19 protein-coding genes are annotated in these 16,711 nt (G+C 40.1%); 14 read left to right on the plus strand and 5 right to left on the minus strand.

Annotation, left to right across the window (positions count from 1 at the left end; genetic code table 11):
* Positions 1 to 21 precede the first annotated feature (21 nt).
* Genes nusB through yajC form a run of 3 tightly spaced genes read left to right on the plus strand, consistent with a single transcriptional unit; the run spans position 22 to position 1,792 of the window.
* Positions 22 to 969: a transcription antitermination factor NusB gene (nusB, locus tag G6053_RS10165; RefSeq protein WP_108632211.1), complete on the plus strand. Its 948-nt coding sequence runs from the start codon at positions 22 to 24 to the stop codon at positions 967 to 969.
* A gap of 14 nt (positions 970 to 983) precedes the next feature.
* The gene (locus tag G6053_RS10170; protein WP_108632210.1) at positions 984 to 1,445 is read left to right on the plus strand and encodes a DUF1573 domain-containing protein; all 462 of its coding nucleotides are present in this window, start codon (positions 984 to 986) and stop codon (positions 1,443 to 1,445) included.
* A 26-nt stretch (positions 1,446 to 1,471) separates the two neighbouring features.
* Positions 1,472 to 1,792: a preprotein translocase subunit YajC gene (yajC, locus tag G6053_RS10175; RefSeq protein ID WP_165306362.1), complete on the plus strand. Its 321-nt coding sequence runs from the start codon at positions 1,472 to 1,474 to the stop codon at positions 1,790 to 1,792.
* 56 nt (positions 1,793 to 1,848) lie between these two features.
* Here yajC and G6053_RS10180 read toward each other — a convergent pair whose 3' ends face one another.
* From G6053_RS10180 to G6053_RS10190, 3 genes are all read right to left on the minus strand, one after another.
* Entirely contained in the window at positions 1,849 to 2,484 is a 636-nt protein-coding gene (locus G6053_RS10180) for a hypothetical protein (protein ID WP_165306363.1), read from the minus strand.
* 488 nt (positions 2,485 to 2,972) lie between these two features.
* A complete protein-coding gene (locus G6053_RS10185) occupies positions 2,973 to 3,245 on the minus strand; it encodes a type II toxin-antitoxin system YafQ family toxin (protein WP_165306364.1) in 273 nt (90 codons plus the stop codon).
* Entirely contained in the window at positions 3,245 to 3,439 is a 195-nt protein-coding gene (locus tag G6053_RS10190) for a hypothetical protein (RefSeq protein WP_165306365.1), read from the minus strand. The genes G6053_RS10185 and G6053_RS10190 overlap by 1 nt, the downstream gene beginning before the upstream one ends.
* Positions 3,440 to 3,840: 401 nt before the next feature.
* On the opposite strand from G6053_RS10190, the gene G6053_RS10195 reads away from it, so the two are divergent.
* The 4 genes from G6053_RS10195 to G6053_RS10210 all read left to right on the plus strand — a co-directional run bounded on the left by G6053_RS10195 (position 3,841) and on the right by G6053_RS10210 (position 7,840).
* Positions 3,841 to 4,845, plus strand: coding sequence for a BtrH N-terminal domain-containing protein (locus G6053_RS10195; RefSeq protein WP_165306366.1), 1,005 nt, complete (start codon positions 3,841 to 3,843; stop codon positions 4,843 to 4,845).
* A 495-nt stretch (positions 4,846 to 5,340) separates the two neighbouring features.
* The gene (locus tag G6053_RS10200) at positions 5,341 to 6,291 is read left to right on the plus strand and encodes a CdaR family protein (protein WP_108632203.1); all 951 of its coding nucleotides are present in this window, start codon (positions 5,341 to 5,343) and stop codon (positions 6,289 to 6,291) included.
* Between the two features lie 9 nt (positions 6,292 to 6,300).
* Complete coding sequence (gene coaE, locus G6053_RS10205; RefSeq protein ID WP_108632202.1) at positions 6,301 to 6,882, plus strand: dephospho-CoA kinase; 582 nt, start codon at positions 6,301 to 6,303, stop codon at positions 6,880 to 6,882.
* A 4-nt stretch (positions 6,883 to 6,886) separates the two neighbouring features.
* Positions 6,887 to 7,840: an MBL fold metallo-hydrolase gene (locus G6053_RS10210; protein WP_241254975.1), complete on the plus strand. Its 954-nt coding sequence runs from the start codon at positions 6,887 to 6,889 to the stop codon at positions 7,838 to 7,840.
* 22 nt (positions 7,841 to 7,862) lie between these two features.
* Here G6053_RS10210 and G6053_RS10215 read toward each other — a convergent pair whose 3' ends face one another.
* A complete protein-coding gene (locus G6053_RS10215; protein ID WP_165306367.1) occupies positions 7,863 to 8,267 on the minus strand; it encodes a hypothetical protein in 405 nt (134 codons plus the stop codon).
* A 290-nt stretch (positions 8,268 to 8,557) separates the two neighbouring features.
* Here G6053_RS10215 and dinB point away from each other — a divergent pair, with 290 nt between their 5' ends.
* From dinB to G6053_RS10250, 7 genes are all read left to right on the plus strand, one after another.
* The gene (dinB, locus tag G6053_RS10220; RefSeq protein WP_165306368.1) at positions 8,558 to 9,655 is read left to right on the plus strand and encodes a DNA polymerase IV; all 1,098 of its coding nucleotides are present in this window, start codon (positions 8,558 to 8,560) and stop codon (positions 9,653 to 9,655) included.
* A 138-nt stretch (positions 9,656 to 9,793) separates the two neighbouring features.
* Complete coding sequence (locus G6053_RS10225) at positions 9,794 to 11,920, plus strand: S9 family peptidase (protein ID WP_165306369.1); 2,127 nt, start codon at positions 9,794 to 9,796, stop codon at positions 11,918 to 11,920.
* A 153-nt stretch (positions 11,921 to 12,073) separates the two neighbouring features.
* Complete coding sequence (locus G6053_RS10230; protein WP_108632196.1) at positions 12,074 to 12,880, plus strand: beta-carotene 15,15'-monooxygenase; 807 nt, start codon at positions 12,074 to 12,076, stop codon at positions 12,878 to 12,880.
* Positions 12,881 to 12,895: 15 nt separating this feature from the next.
* Entirely contained in the window at positions 12,896 to 14,053 is a 1,158-nt protein-coding gene (locus G6053_RS10235; RefSeq protein WP_165306370.1) for a 1-deoxy-D-xylulose-5-phosphate reductoisomerase, read from the plus strand.
* 15 nt (positions 14,054 to 14,068) lie between these two features.
* Positions 14,069 to 15,394: an RIP metalloprotease RseP gene (rseP, locus tag G6053_RS10240; protein WP_108632194.1), complete on the plus strand. Its 1,326-nt coding sequence runs from the start codon at positions 14,069 to 14,071 to the stop codon at positions 15,392 to 15,394.
* A gap of 241 nt (positions 15,395 to 15,635) precedes the next feature.
* Complete coding sequence (locus G6053_RS10245) at positions 15,636 to 15,839, plus strand: YwbE family protein (protein ID WP_121122101.1); 204 nt, start codon at positions 15,636 to 15,638, stop codon at positions 15,837 to 15,839.
* Positions 15,840 to 16,096: 257 nt separating this feature from the next.
* On the plus strand, positions 16,097 to 16,465 hold the full coding sequence (locus G6053_RS10250) for a response regulator (protein ID WP_165306371.1): 369 nt from the start codon (positions 16,097 to 16,099) through the stop codon (positions 16,463 to 16,465).
* 23 nt (positions 16,466 to 16,488) lie between these two features.
* Here the strand turns inward: G6053_RS10250 and G6053_RS10255 are convergent, their stop codons facing one another.
* Complete coding sequence (locus tag G6053_RS10255; protein ID WP_108632191.1) at positions 16,489 to 16,701, minus strand: hypothetical protein; 213 nt, start codon at positions 16,699 to 16,701, stop codon at positions 16,489 to 16,491.
* Positions 16,702 to 16,711 lie beyond the last annotated feature (10 nt).

A 16,711-nucleotide genomic window follows, 5' to 3' on the forward strand; every position in this document is an offset into this window, starting at 1 on the left:
AAATCGTTCTTTAAAATTACTATGTTAAACAGGAGACACCTGAGGGTAAAAGTAGTGCAAACGCTTTATGCGTACAGTCTTACAGAAGACAAAGACATCAAAACATTTGAAAAAGCACTATTAAAAAATGTGGATGAGGTCTACGAGATGTATATCTGGACACTAAATCTATTGGATGAGGTATCCGATTATGTATTGATAGACGCAGAAGGCAGAGCCAACAAGTTTTTGCCGACTGAAAAAGACTTGTCCTTAACGACCAAGTTAAGTACAAATACTTTTATTGAGTCATTGAGACAAAATCCGCAATATGCCGAGGGAGTCAAAAAATATAAGATTTCATGGAGCTTTGACCCGGAAATCGTGCGTACGGTATTTTTGCAGCTAAAGGATTCTGAGGCTTATTTGGAATATTTACAGCAGGAGGACCGTTCGATCGGTACGGAAAAAGATATCATTAAGCATATCTTTAAAAAGATCATTTTGAAATCACCGGTTATCGAGCAGGTTTTTGAGGAGAAATTTATCAACTGGCCTGTCGATAAAGAAGTGTTGCAAGCATTGATCGCGAAAACTTTTAAGAACTTCAGTTCAGAAGATCCGCGTAAAAACAAACTTGCTGAAATCACCCAAAACTGGAATGATGACAGCGATTATGTGATTGCCTTATTGGGTAAGACAATTCGCAATACAAATGAGTATCAGAAACTGATCTCAGATAAGACCAAGAACTGGGAGTCAGATCGTATTGCTTTGATGGATACCTTGTTGATGCGTATGGCAATATGTGAATTGGTGAATTTTCCATCTATTCCAGTGAAAGTGACAATAAATGAGTATATTGAAATCTCTAAGGTATTCAGTACATTGAAAAGTAATACATTTATTAACGGTATCTTAGATAAAATATTAAGCGACCTGAACCAACAGGGAAGAATCCAGAAGGCAGGTCGTGGTTTAAGGGATTAAAGATCAATCAACAAATGAAGAACTTTAGTAAATATTCGGTCTTAGCTTTGGCATCGGTGCTTTTCTTTTCTTGCGGAAATTCCCAAAAAGGACAAGCGGAAACGGCTAAGACAGGAACTGAGGCAGTAGCCACAGACAGTCTTTCTAAAGCTGCGGCACAATTGGGTAAAGTAGAATTTGCCGAATCGGCTTTCGATTTTGGCCAGGTTAAAGAAGGTGCAGAAGTGAAACACACGTTCGTATTGAAGAATACGGGTGATGCGCCGGTTATTTTGTCCAAAGTGACCGCTTCTTGTGGTTGTACTCAACCTGAGTTTTCAAAAAGCCCCATTTTACCGGGAGGAACATCGGATATCCATGTGACTTTCAAGAGTGAGGGACAGGTAGGTAAGCAGCAAAAGATCATCACGATCCAATCAAATGCTTCCAATAGTATGACGACCGTCCAGTTAAAGGGTGAAGTATTAGCGAAATAACACATTATTAAACGATATAATAACAGATGAATACAGTATTATTACAAGCGGCAGGCGGAAGTAACATGATGAGTTTTTTACCAATGGTTTTGATCATTGTGGTATTTTATTTCTTCATGATCAGACCTCAAATGAAGAAGCAAAAAGACCATAAGAAATACATTGAAGAATTGGGTGTAAACTCTAAAATTGTTACCACTGCAGGTATCCACGGACGCATCGTAGAGGTATCTGACACGACTTTCTTGGTTGATGTAGGTTCAGGCGTGAGAATTCGTTTTGACAAGTCTGCCATTGCTTTAGATGCTTCAAAAGCCGCTAATGCAACGGAGAAAAGCGCATCATAAGGTTTTTCTTTAAAAAATTGAAAGCCAGTCTCCAAAAGGGACTGGCTTTGTTTATTTTATATTACGCCACAATAGATGGAATTTGAAAAGTTGTCGTACAAGGTATCCCATATACCAGCATATACATGGTAATCGTGGTTTTTTCGACTTATTCCATCAAATTGTAATGAGCAAGCCCCCTGTCTTACTTCAGCGATCGAAGTTCTCAAATGAGACTCCCCATACAAACCGACCAGTGCGATATTGATTTTGTAGATGCTATCTTCATAGTGTGCATTAGGAGTCCATTTAAAGTCTATCACGTCGCCGTGAAGGCTAACTTCGCAACTGGTCAATGGCATCAACTGTCCTGCAAATACGATCAGTTTCTCGGGATTGACAAAAGGATTGTCCTCCGAATCCAATTCCAGGGCTTCCTTAAAAATATGGCGCTGAGCCAATTGGAAAGCACCTATCCGACTTCCTTTTTTCGCTAAAAACTTGTACCCAAAATCAAGTATCCCCCGATTGTCACCGGCAAATCTTCCGGCAACTTTTTGCTTTTTCCTATTTAGAAGTTCTGACTCGCTTGGAGGAGATGTACGTTTCCTTTTAGGTCCGCGAACAACATTTTGGCCATTCAATATATAAGCGCTGACAGAACCAAATTTTCCGGTAATTGGACCATTAGGTCCGTTTTGTAAAATCGCCATAGTCTTATTTTAGTAATGTTTATAATTGCTGGTATCTAACTTATTACCAAGTTAATACCAAATTCTGAATTAAAAGTGAAGTAACACTATTTTTACAGCATAGTAATAAGGAGTTAATAGGGATTTACCCCTGTTATACCCCTGTTAACCCCCCGTTAATCCCCTGTATTTACCCTATTAATAGAGAAGTTGGTATGAAGCAATTGTTAGCTTGTACCTAACATGGCGAAGAGCATTCCCATAGATACTTTGACCTTCAAAAGTGATTTTGGCTTTAGGAATCATCAACTTAGGTAAAATTGAAAGCGTTACTATTGAAAATAAATTTTTAGAACTTAATGGCTTATGCGTTCAATTATGAAGATAAATATTGACGCTCGAGACAAGAGACTGACCGTATTGACGATACTTGCTGTCTTGATGATGTTTTTGGGGAAATGCCTGGTCGCTTGCTATATTATTGGAGCCATAGCTAATACGGAGGGAAGCTAAAACAGGTCACTATGAGTACCTGTCCTTGTAAGTGTAACAAGTTTAATGGTTTCATTTTGTTCCCATATCAGCAGCCAATTTGGCTGAATATGGCATTCCCAAAAGCCTTTATAATTACCAGTTAACTTATGGGGCTTATATTTTTGTGAAAGCACACCTTGTTCAACTAAAGTGGTAACTAGCTCATTAAGTAGCCCCATATCAAAACCACGTTTTTTTGCTAATTTGATGTCTTTTTTGAACTGACCGGTTTGCTCTAATGTATACACTATGAAAAAAGCTCCTTTCTGAAATCTGTAAGTGATATTTCAGATGTTTTACCGGCTTTGGCGTCTTTTATCGCCTGTTCAGTTTCTTTATTGTACCGAGGCTCTTGAATTTCTACAAAAGGTAGCGTTTTAAGGTATTCGTAAAAAGCTTTTGCTTGTTTGCTCCGTTTGTCTATTTTTACTGTAATTTCCATCTTTACTCTTGTTATTGATGCTATATCAAAGTTACAAAAAATAAAATATGATGGCGCGAATTATGATTTTAAATAGATCTACTATAGTAGTAACGAGATTAGTTGAATAGCGATGTTTTTTAAAATGTTCACTTTATCAATTTGACAGAATTTCAGTTTTGTTTAGTGTATATTTAATTCCATAATAAACTGTTTTTTCTGAAAGCTGCTATGTTAGATTGCTCGTTTATAAACCAATGATAAAGAGTGTCTTGTATTGTATCAGTATTTAAACATGTTTGATTAATTGTTGTGGTGTAATAAGCTTTTTTGTTGGCATAGCTATTTTCCCGCAATCTCATTTCACCTGTTGACATAGTGATGTCAGTTTAGACGGTTAATTTTAAGCAAAAGAAAAAATCATGAGCAGTCTAAAAGCGTTTGACGGACAACATTGTGAAACTACAGCCACCGGAACGTTACTGCGGCAGCTTGGAATTGAACTTTCCGAACCCATGCTTTTTGGGCTCGGGGAGGGACTTAGTTTTATCTATTGGAATATGAAAACAATGGATTTTCCTTTTTTGGGTGGACGCATCAAGACTGATCTGTTGACAAAGAATCTCTGTAAAAACCTCAATCTCGAGCTTTCTGTAAGGGAAACTACCTCGAAAACAAAGGCCTGGCAACAGGTCAAACAGCTTTTGGATAAGGGGCAAATCGTCGGGCTCAAACTTGATGCCTACTACCTTGAGTATTTCACCAATCCGTTCCATTTCGCTGGGCATTATGTGGCGATTTATGGTTATGACAATCAAAATGCTTTTTTGGTCGATACCAGACAGCAGGGTGGGAAAGTCAAAACCTCGCTCGATAGCCTGGCTTTGGCTAGGGCGGAGAAAGGGCCAATGGCTTCCAACAACTTATACTACACCATAGAGCGAAAGAGTGAAGACTATGACTTAAAAAAATCCGTCATTTCCGCTATAGTCAATAATGCAAACGAATATCTCAATCCGCCCATTACAAATATTTCTTACAGGGGGATTGTGAAGACAAGTCAGGAGCTTTTAAAATGGTTTAATAGGAGTAAGGATATAGCCACCGAATTTAAAATGGCTGCCAATCTTATGGAAAGAGCGGGTACAGGAGGTGCGCTGTTCAGAAATTTATATCGCGATTTTCTAAAGGAAGGTTATGACCTGCTTCATATTGAGCAACTTCATGAGGCACATCAAGAATTTGTGGAAATAGCCTTTTTATGGAGATCCGTTTCGGACTTGTTTTATCAAATAAGTGAGACAGCTCGGGTTGAGTATATACAACAAGCTTCAGAAACACTCAAAATCCTGGCGAAAAAGGAGAAAAAGGTGATGGAGCGGTTGGGTACGTTAAATGGAGGCCCAGATCGTGGTGCATCTTTGTAAAGAGATAGTTTTTAACTAAATTTATAATACATAGTAACAAAGAAAATCCCTCTCGGTCATTTGGCGAAACTGAGATTGATTTATTGAAAAAAGGTCTTAGCCGTACATATAAAGAACGACCTGAAATGACTATGCGTCTTTACAAATTCAGCAAACGCTTAAAAAGGTTAAAATTCTACATAAACCCTTTCCTAAAAATAGTCTATGGATATATTTGAGGAGGAGATATGGAACTTTTGGAGAAATCTCGAACAATCGAAAGTCGATTATATAATGATTGGAAGTTATGCAAAGTTTATATCGAATCGAAATCCGATAGGATTACAAAATTATTGAAGCAGCTCATTATGTCGTTGAACATCACAAAACCAAAATGGCTGAAAACTGCACTTGATCAAAGTATTACACATGATTTATGTTATTATGGAATGACAATGTTTCAGATAAAAATGAATGCTGTAACTGATTTTTACGCAAATTGATTAAGTTTGTAACATGGCAAATGCAGTTCGACTAAATAAGACCCAACGGCGCAAGATTAACACCTTTGTGCGTTGTGTTGCAATTTCGTTGCTGGCTTGGTTGTTGTTTTCAATTTCCAACCAATATACAGTATCTGTCAAGGCTGCGATAGAATATGTCAACCTGCCCGAAAAAAGAGCTTTTCACCCACAACAATCGGACACGGTCAAAGTAAAGCTCGAGATGACGGGATGGCAATTCCTCTTTTCGAAAGCGGCATTGGAAACACCCAAGGTGCAGGTGGACCTCAGCTCTTTGAAAACAAAAGATTGGATCGTATTTTCTAATCAGCTAGGATTTATCAACCGCCAGTTTCCACATGAACAACGTGTGGTATCGGTGAGCCCTGATACCCTGTTTTTCGATTTCTCAAAACAAACACAGCGCAAGGTTCCTGTAAAGCCATTGTCCAATATCTTATTTAAAAAGGGATATGGTGTTATCGCTGATACTAAAGTGACACCTGCATACGTGACCATAACAGGACCATACGAGGATGTTTCAACCATAGAATATTGGGAAACAGATACTGTTCGTGGAAAAGAGGTGGAAACTGATGTGCGCACGGTGGCCAATCTCGCCCGCAATCAAAAGGGAAATATCAATGTCTATCCCACATCCGTGGAGGTGCTGATGCCCGTAGGGGAGTTGACGGAGAAGGTTATTGAACTGCCTGTAAAAGTTGAAAATGGACAGCGTTATAGTTCCGTAAGGCCCAATCCCAGTAAAGTGGTGATCACGGTATTGATGTCGGTCAAGGATTATAACAATTATACATCCCGTGATTTTGAGGCGGTGGTGGATTTGGCAGATTGGGAGAAAAATGAGGTGCAATACCTGCCGATACTGCTGACCAAGGTGCCGGATTACTGTAAGATTATCAGTGTTGTGCCACAAAATGTGGACTTCTTTGTACGAAAATAGCGTGATAAAATGGGACTGAAGATAGGAATAACAGGCGGAATAGGTTCCGGAAAAACGTTTATCTGCAAGCTTTTTGAAGCCTTGGGGATACCGGTCTATAATGCGGATGAAGAAGCCAAAAGACTGATGAATTCCGATGCAAGGATCAAAGAGAAATTGATTGAGCAGTTTGGGGAAGCAACGTACAAGGAGGGCCGGTTGGATCGGGCTTTCCTTGCTGATATGGTTTTTTCGGATAAGGAAAAACTGGAACTGTTAAATAGCATTGTACACCCGATTGTCATTCAGGAAGCGAAAGATTGGGCCGAGCGCCAGACGACACGTTATTCCCTTAAAGAGGCTGCACTGCTTTTTGAAAGCGGCTCCTATAAAGACTTGGATTATACCATATTGGTCACTGCTCCAATGGATATTCGTATACAACGTGTCATCGAGCGGGATGGCGCAACGGAACAACAGGTACGCGAACGTATTAACAAACAATTGTCTGACGAGGAAAAATTGCAGCTTGCGGACTTCGTCATCGTTAACGATGGAATCACTCCACTACTACCGCAAGTGTGGACATTGCATCAGAAATTTCTAAAATAAATATATGTCTATCATATTGTCTGACTTTCTGGTCAGAAAACCGGAAGGGTATTATTGCTGTTATGGCGACTTTTTTATCGATGCGGGCAGCCCTGTAGCGCATAATGTGGTGTCACATGCCCATGGCGATCACGCCAGTTCAGGGCATGATTATGTCTATTGTACCAATGGGACAGCATTGTTTATGAGCTATCGCTATAAGCAGAATCGCAAGGATTCCTACCAGGTCAAGTTATTTAACGGCACTTTTAAAATAGGTCCGGTGGAAATTACTTTTCTACCCGCAGGTCATATCTTGGGCTCGGCACAGATCTTAATGGAATACAAGGGGGTACGTTATTTGTATACGGGTGACTATAAACTGCAGCCTGATGAGACCTGTGAACCCATCGAGTTGCAACAGGCTGATGTGTTGATCACTGAAAGTACGTTCGCAAATCCGGAGATCATCCATCCCGACCCCATTGCAGAGATCAAGAAACTTGAGGGACATGCCAGTAATATTCTATTGGGAACTTACGTGCTTGGTAAAGCGCAACGGGTGACGGATCTGATCAATAGGTACTGCCCGGAAAGAAGGGTGTTGGTACACAGTGGAATATTGCCTTATCATCGCCTATATGATGAGCATGGGCTTAAAAAAATGAGCTATGAACCTTACAACCGCAGAGAAATGAAGCAGGGTGAACAGAATAAGGTTTATCTGGTGCCGCCCATGACCTTCAACAGTTATTTTAGGGCTACAAAAGTATTGCGTGCCTTTGCCTCCGGATGGAAACGGCTACAGGCACAGAATGATATTGAGTTGTATATATCGGATCATGTGGACTGGAACGATATCTTGCATTACATTAAGCTGGTTGCTCCACGGGAAGTGTGGACATTGCATGGTGATGGCACGATACTCAAAAGCTATTTTGGAGAACAGTTAACTGTAAGAGATGTGCACTCAGCATAAAAGGAGGGGATACCCTCCTTCATCATTTCATATTAATGATCTTGTCAACTACATATACCGTATTGCCACGCCAGGGCAATACGCCATGGTACTCTTTGTACCGAAGGTCAAAATATTTACCGCTATTTAGTTCCAGCTGGCGGAATATCGAGTCATCTTCGATGGAAAATTCGAATTGATTGCTGGCAATTCCGCCTGTCTTGGCACTGCCAAATCCTTCCTGAATGAGCTTTCCTTCATAGGTTTTAAATATATTGCCTTTTTTGACAGCAAAATTTAGATAACCTGATTTTACGCCTTCACCAAAGACGTAATAGTATTTCCAGTAACCATAAGACCCAAAGCCTACTAACAAAAAGAGCAACAGAATAAATAGAAATTTCTTAAATCCTGATTTAGTCTTTTTTTGTTCCGGTAAATTTTCCATAATTTTTACGCTAGTTTTTACTGTATTATTTTCTTTTCATTTTATCCAACGATACTGTCACTTCAAGTTATTCATGTCCATTCTATATTGTAGGCACATTGAAACGGTTTTAACTGAAAACCTATTCTCACAAGAACTCGGCCAATTATAACGGGTTGAGAAATTGACAAACAAAAAGCTAATTATACGATTAAAATATTAACTGCCTGATAATTGGCTAAGTAAGCTAATTATATTAGTATTTGGTTGCGAATTGTCTTGATTCCTGCTAATTTTTGTAAATTTGGATAATGGATTCACCCCAAACATACCGTAAGATTATCCATCTGGATATGGATGCTTTTTATGCATCTGTAGAACAGCGGGATTTTCCGGAATACCGAGGTAAGGCTATCGCGGTAGGTGGTTCGCCAGATGGACGGGGTGTCGTGGCGACAGCGAGTTACGAAGCCCGCAAATTTGGGGTAAAATCTGCCATGAGCTCCCGTAAAGCACTTCAGCTCTGCCCGGATATCATATTTACCCGCCCGCGGTTTGAGGTATATAAACAGGTTTCCTATCAGATCCGGGAAATCTTTCAGCGGTATACTGACTTGATTGAACCTTTGTCGCTGGATGAGGCCTTTCTGGATGTAACGATGGACAAACAGGGTATCGGTTCAGCTATTGACATCGCAAGGGCGATTAAAACCGCGATTAAGGAAGAACTTAATCTGACTGTCTCTGCCGGAGTTTCCGTTAATAAATTCGTTGCAAAGATTGCTTCCGATATGGATAAACCCAACGGCCTCACATTTATCGGTCCTTCAAAGATCCTGAAATTTATGGAATCCTTACCGGTAGAGAAATTCTTTGGTGTGGGTAAGGTGACCGCCAAGAAAATGCACGAGCTGGGTTTGTTTACCGGTATGGACCTCAAAAAGCAGCGTGAGGACGATCTGGTGCGTTGGTTTGGTAAGACCGGACATTTTTTTTACCGTATTGTCCGCGGCATAGACGACCGACCGGTCACCCCCAATCGGAGCAGTAAATCGGTCGGAATAGAGGATACTTTTGAGGCTGATATCGAAACTTTTGAAGAACTGAACGCCATTCTTCAGAGACTGAGTAGACAGCTTTGGGAGCGTATCGGAAAAAAGGAAATATCGGGCAGGACATTGACGCTGAAACTTAAGTATGCTGATTTCGTGCAGCTGACACGGAGCCTTACACTGGATACAAGTTTTGATTCCGAAGAGAAAATTTATGCGACAGCCCATAGTCTGTTGAGTAAGATTGCTTTAGCTAATAAGGTGAGGCTGCTTGGCATTTCAATTTCTAATTTCGTCGAAGAGACCGATTTTCCAAAAGAAGGTGTGCAGCTTGCTCTTTTTGAAAATTATCGGTAGGCCGTAAAATCCTCCCCATTTAAAGAATGGTCATCTGGCAAGTATCGGACTGAATAAGCTTGTTACAGGTAAAATCGTTGTTATTTACCGCAATTCTTTATCTTAGCTGAAATAATTAATAAACATATCCAAGAATTAATGAATACAGTATCAAGAGTGCTCTTAGGCGCATCTATTGTGTTTTTTGTGCATGATCTGACTTTTGCGCAGAAAAAATTGGATTTTGCGCAATCCTGGGGACAGAAACAGTCTTTGACTGTGCGCACAAATCAATATCCGGGCTGGGCGGATGGAGCTGCTTATCTCGAAAATGATGTCAACGATAGCCGGCTCTATCAGGTCGATGTCAAATCGGGCAAGAGAAGTATCTATACTATTCCAGCAAAAGAGGGGACTGTGGTCTATGTTGAGAATAATGATATTTTTATCAAAAATGGCTCTGGAACAGCAAAAAAACTGACCAATTCACCCGAGATTGCCGAACAGAATCCAACTTTATCGCCAGATGGTCAATATGTGGCCTTCACACGCAAAAGCAACTTGTATAGCGTGGAAGTAAATACGGGAAAAGAAGCACAATATACCAACGACGGCACTGATGTCATCTACAACGGCTGGTCTTCTTGGGTTTACTATGAGGAAATTTTGGGTCGTTCGACAAATTATAAAGCTTTTTGGTGGTCTCCAGATAGCAAGAAGATCGCTTTTATGCGCTTTGATGATACCAAAGTGCCGATGTTCCCCATTTATTCATCCAAAGGACAGCATGGTTATCTCGAAGAGACCCGTTATCCGAAAGCGGGTGACCCCAATCCTGAAGTCAAAATGGGTATCGTGCAGCTGAACGGGGGCAAGGTAACTTGGGCGGATTTCAATGAGAAGGATGATCAGTATTTCGGGCAGCCATATTGGGCTTTTGATAGTAAAAATATCATGGTGCAATGGATGAACAGGGATCAGAACAACCTGAAATTCTACCAGGTGGATCCAAATACAGGCTCGAAAAAGGAAATTTACGATGAACGGCAGTCTTCATGGATCAACCTGGATCATGATGAGCGTATTACTTACCTTGCCGACAACAAGTATTACATTTTAAAATCGGATAAAACGGGCTGGGCACATTATTACCTGTATAAGTTGGATGGCACTTTAGTAAATCCGATTACATCTGGCGATTGGCAGGTGACCGAAATCAAACGGATAGACGAGAAAAATAAAGTGCTTTATTTTACCGCACGTAAGGAAAATTCGGCCCGTTTTGATCTGTACCGCGTAGATTACTCGGGTAAAAATCTGAAACGTTTGACCTTTGGTGAATATTCACATGATGTCAACGTATCACCTGATGGCAAGTATTTTATCACCCGGTATTCTAATGTGAGCACACCGGACCGTTTTGCTTTAGTGGATAATCAGGGCAAAGTGGTACGTCAACTGGCGGATAGCAAAGCTGCGGACTTTAGTTCATACACCTACGGTAAAACAGAATATTTACATATCAAATCAGATGACGGTCTATTTGATTTGCCACTGACGATCACGTATCCTACGGATTTTGACAAATCGAAAACTTATCCAGTTGTTTTCAGTATCTATGGTGGTCCGGATGCGGGTACTGTAAAGGATACCTGGAAAGGTACAGGCAATCAGTATTGGGCGAATGAAGGTGTTATCCAGGTATCCGCGGATCACAGGGCTTCTGGCCACTTCGGTAAACAAGGCGTAGCTTATATGCACCGTAATCTGGGACATTGGGAAATTATCGATTATTCTACCATCGTAAAATGGTTGAAATCTCAGTCTTGGGTAGCTAAAAACAAAGTATTGATCACTGGCCACAGCTATGGTGGTTACATGACCTGTCTGGCGATGACGAAAGCGGCTGATGTATTTGACTTTGGCATTGCCGGTGCTCCGGTGACGTCTTGGGAGTTGTACGATACCCATTACACCGAACGTTGGATGGATACACCGCAGGATAATCCTGATGGTTACAAAGCGGGATCCGTATTGACCTATACAGACAATTACAAAGGTGTATTACGTATTATGCATGGCGATATGGATGACAATGTTCACTTGCAGAATACGACTCAACTGGTTGATATATTAACAGATCGGAGCGTACCCTTTGAATTGATGATCTATCCGGGCAGCCGTCATGGATTTGACCGTTCAAAAAGTAAATATGACTTTAATGAGCGTGCGCGTTTCTATTACCAATATTTATTGGAAAAACCACTTCCAAAAGAGTTTAAGTAATCTATACTGCGATTCTTTTCAAAAACCCTTATCTTTCGCTAGGACAAGGTTTTTTTTATGTTAAAAAATACAAAAAATGTCAATTTTATGTGGGTGTAAATTGTTGAAAATTAAAAATAATGGCATCTTTGTAAAAGTTTATTCAAAGAAAAAATGATTCAATTCCTAAAGGAAAGTACTTTTGCCGTAAATGAAGTTTTTAATAGGTCGTTGGAGCTACTGAAAAAGCATTATTTTTCGGTTGCTGGCTTGTGTTTTTTACTGTTTGTAACCTCTGGTTTATCTAATTTTTTGGCCACGACGATCAGTGATTTTAATGTGGTACTGAGTGGTTTTATGGCCTTCTTTTTTATGGTAATGTATTTTGGACTGAATCTTACTTTGTTTAAATATATCCTCAATCTCATCGATGGTAACGAGGATAAAAAATTGATCCATTGCATACCAAGTTCAAAAGAATTAGCTTGTTTTTTCGGCGCAATGCTGAGTATCATGGTAATGTCTATTGCGTTATTGATGCTATTGGGAGCAGTATCGCTTCCATTTTTGTATTTATTTGAAAATGGCGAAAATCGTGCTGAAATCATGGGTAAATTTACAGTTTTTGTAGTTTTCGTAGCAGCAATACTGACTTTTATTTTGATTATTCGTGTAGCGTTTTACCCTTTCTTTATCATTGATAAACATGCGGGAACCTTTAAGTCATTACGCTTTAGTTTTGCGTTGACCAAAGGAAATGTATTCAAATTATTATTGATCTTGGCAGTATTTGCTTTTTTTCAATTACTGCAGATGTATTTTAATTATTTAGAATATTACATAATTTTTATTATTTTGAACCTTGTGAGCTCGTTCTTAGTGGTACCTTTGGCTTGTATTGTTGTCTCGGTTGCTTACCGGGAAATGATGTCGGACTACCACGGTGGAGAGGATCCGAAGATTTTGAATAATATATTTTAATAAAGAGAGAAGGTTTTGAGTAAAAAAGGAATTGCCATTTTAGGGGCAACGGGTAGTGTCGGTACACAAGCCTTGGATGTTATTAGAGCCTTTTCGGATAAGTTTGAGGCAGTTGTTCTGACTTGCGGCAGCAATGGCGAATTATTGATCAAACAAGCGTTAGAGTTTAAACCAAAATCGGTCGTTGTGACCGATCCTATCCAATATAAAAAAGTTAAAGAAGCCTTGGCATCTCAGGAGACGGCTGTCTTATACGGTGAAGAGGGCCTGATTGAGGCGGTGCAATATGCCGAAATTGCTATTGTTTTAAATGCGATTGTTGGTTCTGCAGGATTAAAACCTACCGTAACGGCCATCCGAGCCGGGAAAGATATTGCCCTGGCCAATAAGGAGACCCTTGTGGTCGCAGGGGAGCTGATCATGGCCTTGGTCAAAGAATATGGTGTCAATATGTTACCTGTAGATTCCGAACATTCGGCAATCTTCCAATGTCTGGTTGGCGAGGACCAAAATCCGATTGAGAAAATTTACGTGACTGCCTCTGGGGGACCCTTTCGCGGGAGAAAACGGGATGAACTGTTACAGGTAACGAAAGTACAGGCCTTAAAACATCCCAATTGGTCTATGGGAGCAAAAATTACGATAGATTCCGCTTCATTGATGAATAAGGGATTGGAAGTAATCGAAGCAAAATGGCTTTTCGATCTTGCCATTGATCAGGTGGATGTTATCGTACATCCGCAGTCAATCGTGCACTCCCTGGTCCAATTTAAAGATGGTTCGATGAAAGCACAAATGGGGGTACCGGATATGAAGTTGCCTATTCAATACGCATTGACTTATCCTGCCCGATTTGAAAATAATTTCGAACGGTTCAATTTTATGGACTATCCAACGCTTCATTTTGAAAAAGCGGATATGGAAACGTTTCGTAACTTGGCACTGGCTTACGCAACTCTTCGTGCCGGCGGAAATAAATCCTGTATACTGAACGCCGCTAATGAGGTCGTTGTAGGCGCTTTTTTAGACGATAAAATCGGCTTTCTGGAAATGAGCGATGTGATCGAGCGTACCTTGGATAGAGTGGAATTTATAGCTAATCCGACACTGGAAGACTATTTGGAAACTGATCGGTTGGCGCGGTTAATAACAAAAGAAATAATCAAAGATTAAATATAGAAAGCATACATGGGTGTTTTAATTATGGTCGGACAAGTGATTTTAGGCTTGTCAATTTTAATTGTTCTACATGAGTTAGGACATTTTTTAGCAGCACGTGCATTTGGCATTAAAGTGGAGAAATTCTATTTGTTCTTTGATGCATGGGGAGTGAAGTTGTTTAAATTCAATTATAAAGGCTGTGAGTATGGTATAGGCTGGTTGCCTTTGGGTGGCTATGTCAAGATTGCCGGTATGATCGACGAGTCAATGGATACTGAACAGTTGAAGGGCGAGCCGCAGCCTTGGGAGTTCCGCTCCAAACCGGCATGGCAACGTCTGATTGTGATGTTGGGTGGTATTATTGTCAATATTGTCGTAGGTATTCTTGTCTTTTGGATGTTGACCTTCAAAATGGGCAATACAGATGTCAAGATGGATCAATTGGTAAACGGTATCGTACCGGGATCTATCGGTGAATCTATCGGTCTGAAGGCCGGTGATAAAGTCGTCGCAATAGATGGGCAACGCGTTGAAAATTACTCTGAGTTAATCAGTTCGAAAGTATTGATGGGCGGTGTGGCTCTTACGGTAGAACGTGATGGCGCGACAAAAGAAATCAAGGTCCCAGCAGACTTATTGAATACCTTGTCCGATAAAAAGGGGGAGAAGTTTATTGAACCTCGTTTTAAAACAACAAGTGTAGCACAGGTGGCTCCGGGATCCGTGGCCAGCAAGATGGGCTTCGTTAAAGGAGATAGTATTGTTGCTCTAAATGACACTCCGGTACCTTTCTTTGATCAATTCAGAACATTAGTTAAAGCAAATATCAATAAACCTGTTGCCATTAAAGTAATCCGTGCGGGAGCGGAGGTTTCCCTAAAAGGAAATGTACCAGCGGATGCGATGTTGGGTATCAGTGTCAATCATGATAATTCGATCAAGTCGTTTACAACGCATTATACACTTATGGAAGCTTTTCCGATCGGTGCTAAAAAAGCATTTACGGTAATCACGGATAATGCAAAAGGATTCGGTAAAATCTTCAAAGGAGAGGTGCGTGCTGATAAAGCGCTATCTGGACCTATCGGTATTGCTACACTGTTCGGCACTGAAGTAGATTGGATTCGGTTCTGGTCTTTGGTTGGTATGCTTTCAATGGCTCTTGCGTTTATGAATTTGTTACCTATTCCAGCACTGGATGGCGGTCACGTTGTATTCTTACTGATTGAGATGATTCAAGGCAAACCGCTGAGTGAAAAATTTCTAGAAAAAGCACAAATGGTCGGATTCTTTATCCTTTTGGGCCTGATGGTGTTTATATTCGGAAATGATATTTTCAAGTTGTTCAAATAGATTGACGCATGGCTGTGATGGAACACCATCATTAATAGGAATATTCCAGGCGATCTTGTCGTTGTAATAAGCCAAGATCCATTAACTGCTGACGTATATTGCTGAAAACAAAAAATATAGGTCTTGGTGATCACAGCAAGGACCCCGGCGTATATAGGGGGAGGAAAAAAAATACATAATTCAACAAAAAATAGGGGAGTTTTCTTTTGGAAAACTCCTTTTTTATTTCTTACATTTGACCATGGACGGAAGAAATAGAGCGGACGTAAAACCAGGAATGTTGGTCAATATTATTTTGAAAAAGGACCAACGTAGCGGTAATCTCACAGAAGGCATTGTAAAGGATTTACTGACATCCTCATCTTATCATTCAAGAGGGATAAAAGTAAGACTGACGGATGGCCAGGTGGGGCGAGTGGCTGAAATTATAGCGGATGACTTTTAATGATATCATGTTGTCGTTAAATTAAATCCTTCGACTGATCCAAATGAGTTAGACTTATTGTCTAAGCAACATTTTACTACCTAATGATGTTCTTATTATTCGAACTAACTGAATTTAACGGAAGAGCTGTTGTGCATTTTTTTTAATAAGATTTGCATATTAACATAATTTTTGCTAACTTCTTATCAAATTTTTTATTTTTATCACATATTTATAGAATTTTATTATATTAATTAGTTGAATGAGATCTTTTTCGAATGGATACCAAAAGCAAATGTAAGATTGTCTACGCAGATGATGCGATGATCCATCATGTCATGATGAAGGCAATGGCCCAATCCCATTCATTGGAAATAATTTATTGCGCTGCTAATGGTAGAGATCTGATCGACTATTTGACTGAACATAAAAACGCACTCCCTGAGGTATGTATATTGGATCTGCACATGCCGATCTTAAATGGAATTGAAACCGCGAAGATAGTCAGGGATAAGTTTCCCGCCATTCGTATTTTTGGTCTGACCTCGAGTAGTGATGAGTGTGAACGCCTTGAAATGCTGGCGGGAGGAGCGGAGCAGATCTTTTCGAAGGAGGAGATGTCCGTATTGTTGAAGCAACTCAGCTAAAAAAATAAAAAGCCTAACATTTGTTAGGCTTTTTCGCTATTTTCCAATGCTTCTTTAAACTTTAAGAGCCTGACCCATGAAGGGCATTTGTTCAGGTCTTTTTTCCATAATCCAACATGGATAAAACTTGTGCTGATAAATCGCTCCACATCAAATACTTGCATATCTTGTTGTATCTCCAGTGATTTGGGCAAGTCCCGTGACTGAAAATATTCTTGTAATTCCTCTGGTGTCATAAGACAAAAA

The organism is Sphingobacterium sp. DR205, assembly GCF_011064245.1.
Taxonomy (GTDB): Bacteria; Bacteroidota; Bacteroidia; order Sphingobacteriales; family Sphingobacteriaceae; genus Sphingobacterium; species Sphingobacterium athyrii.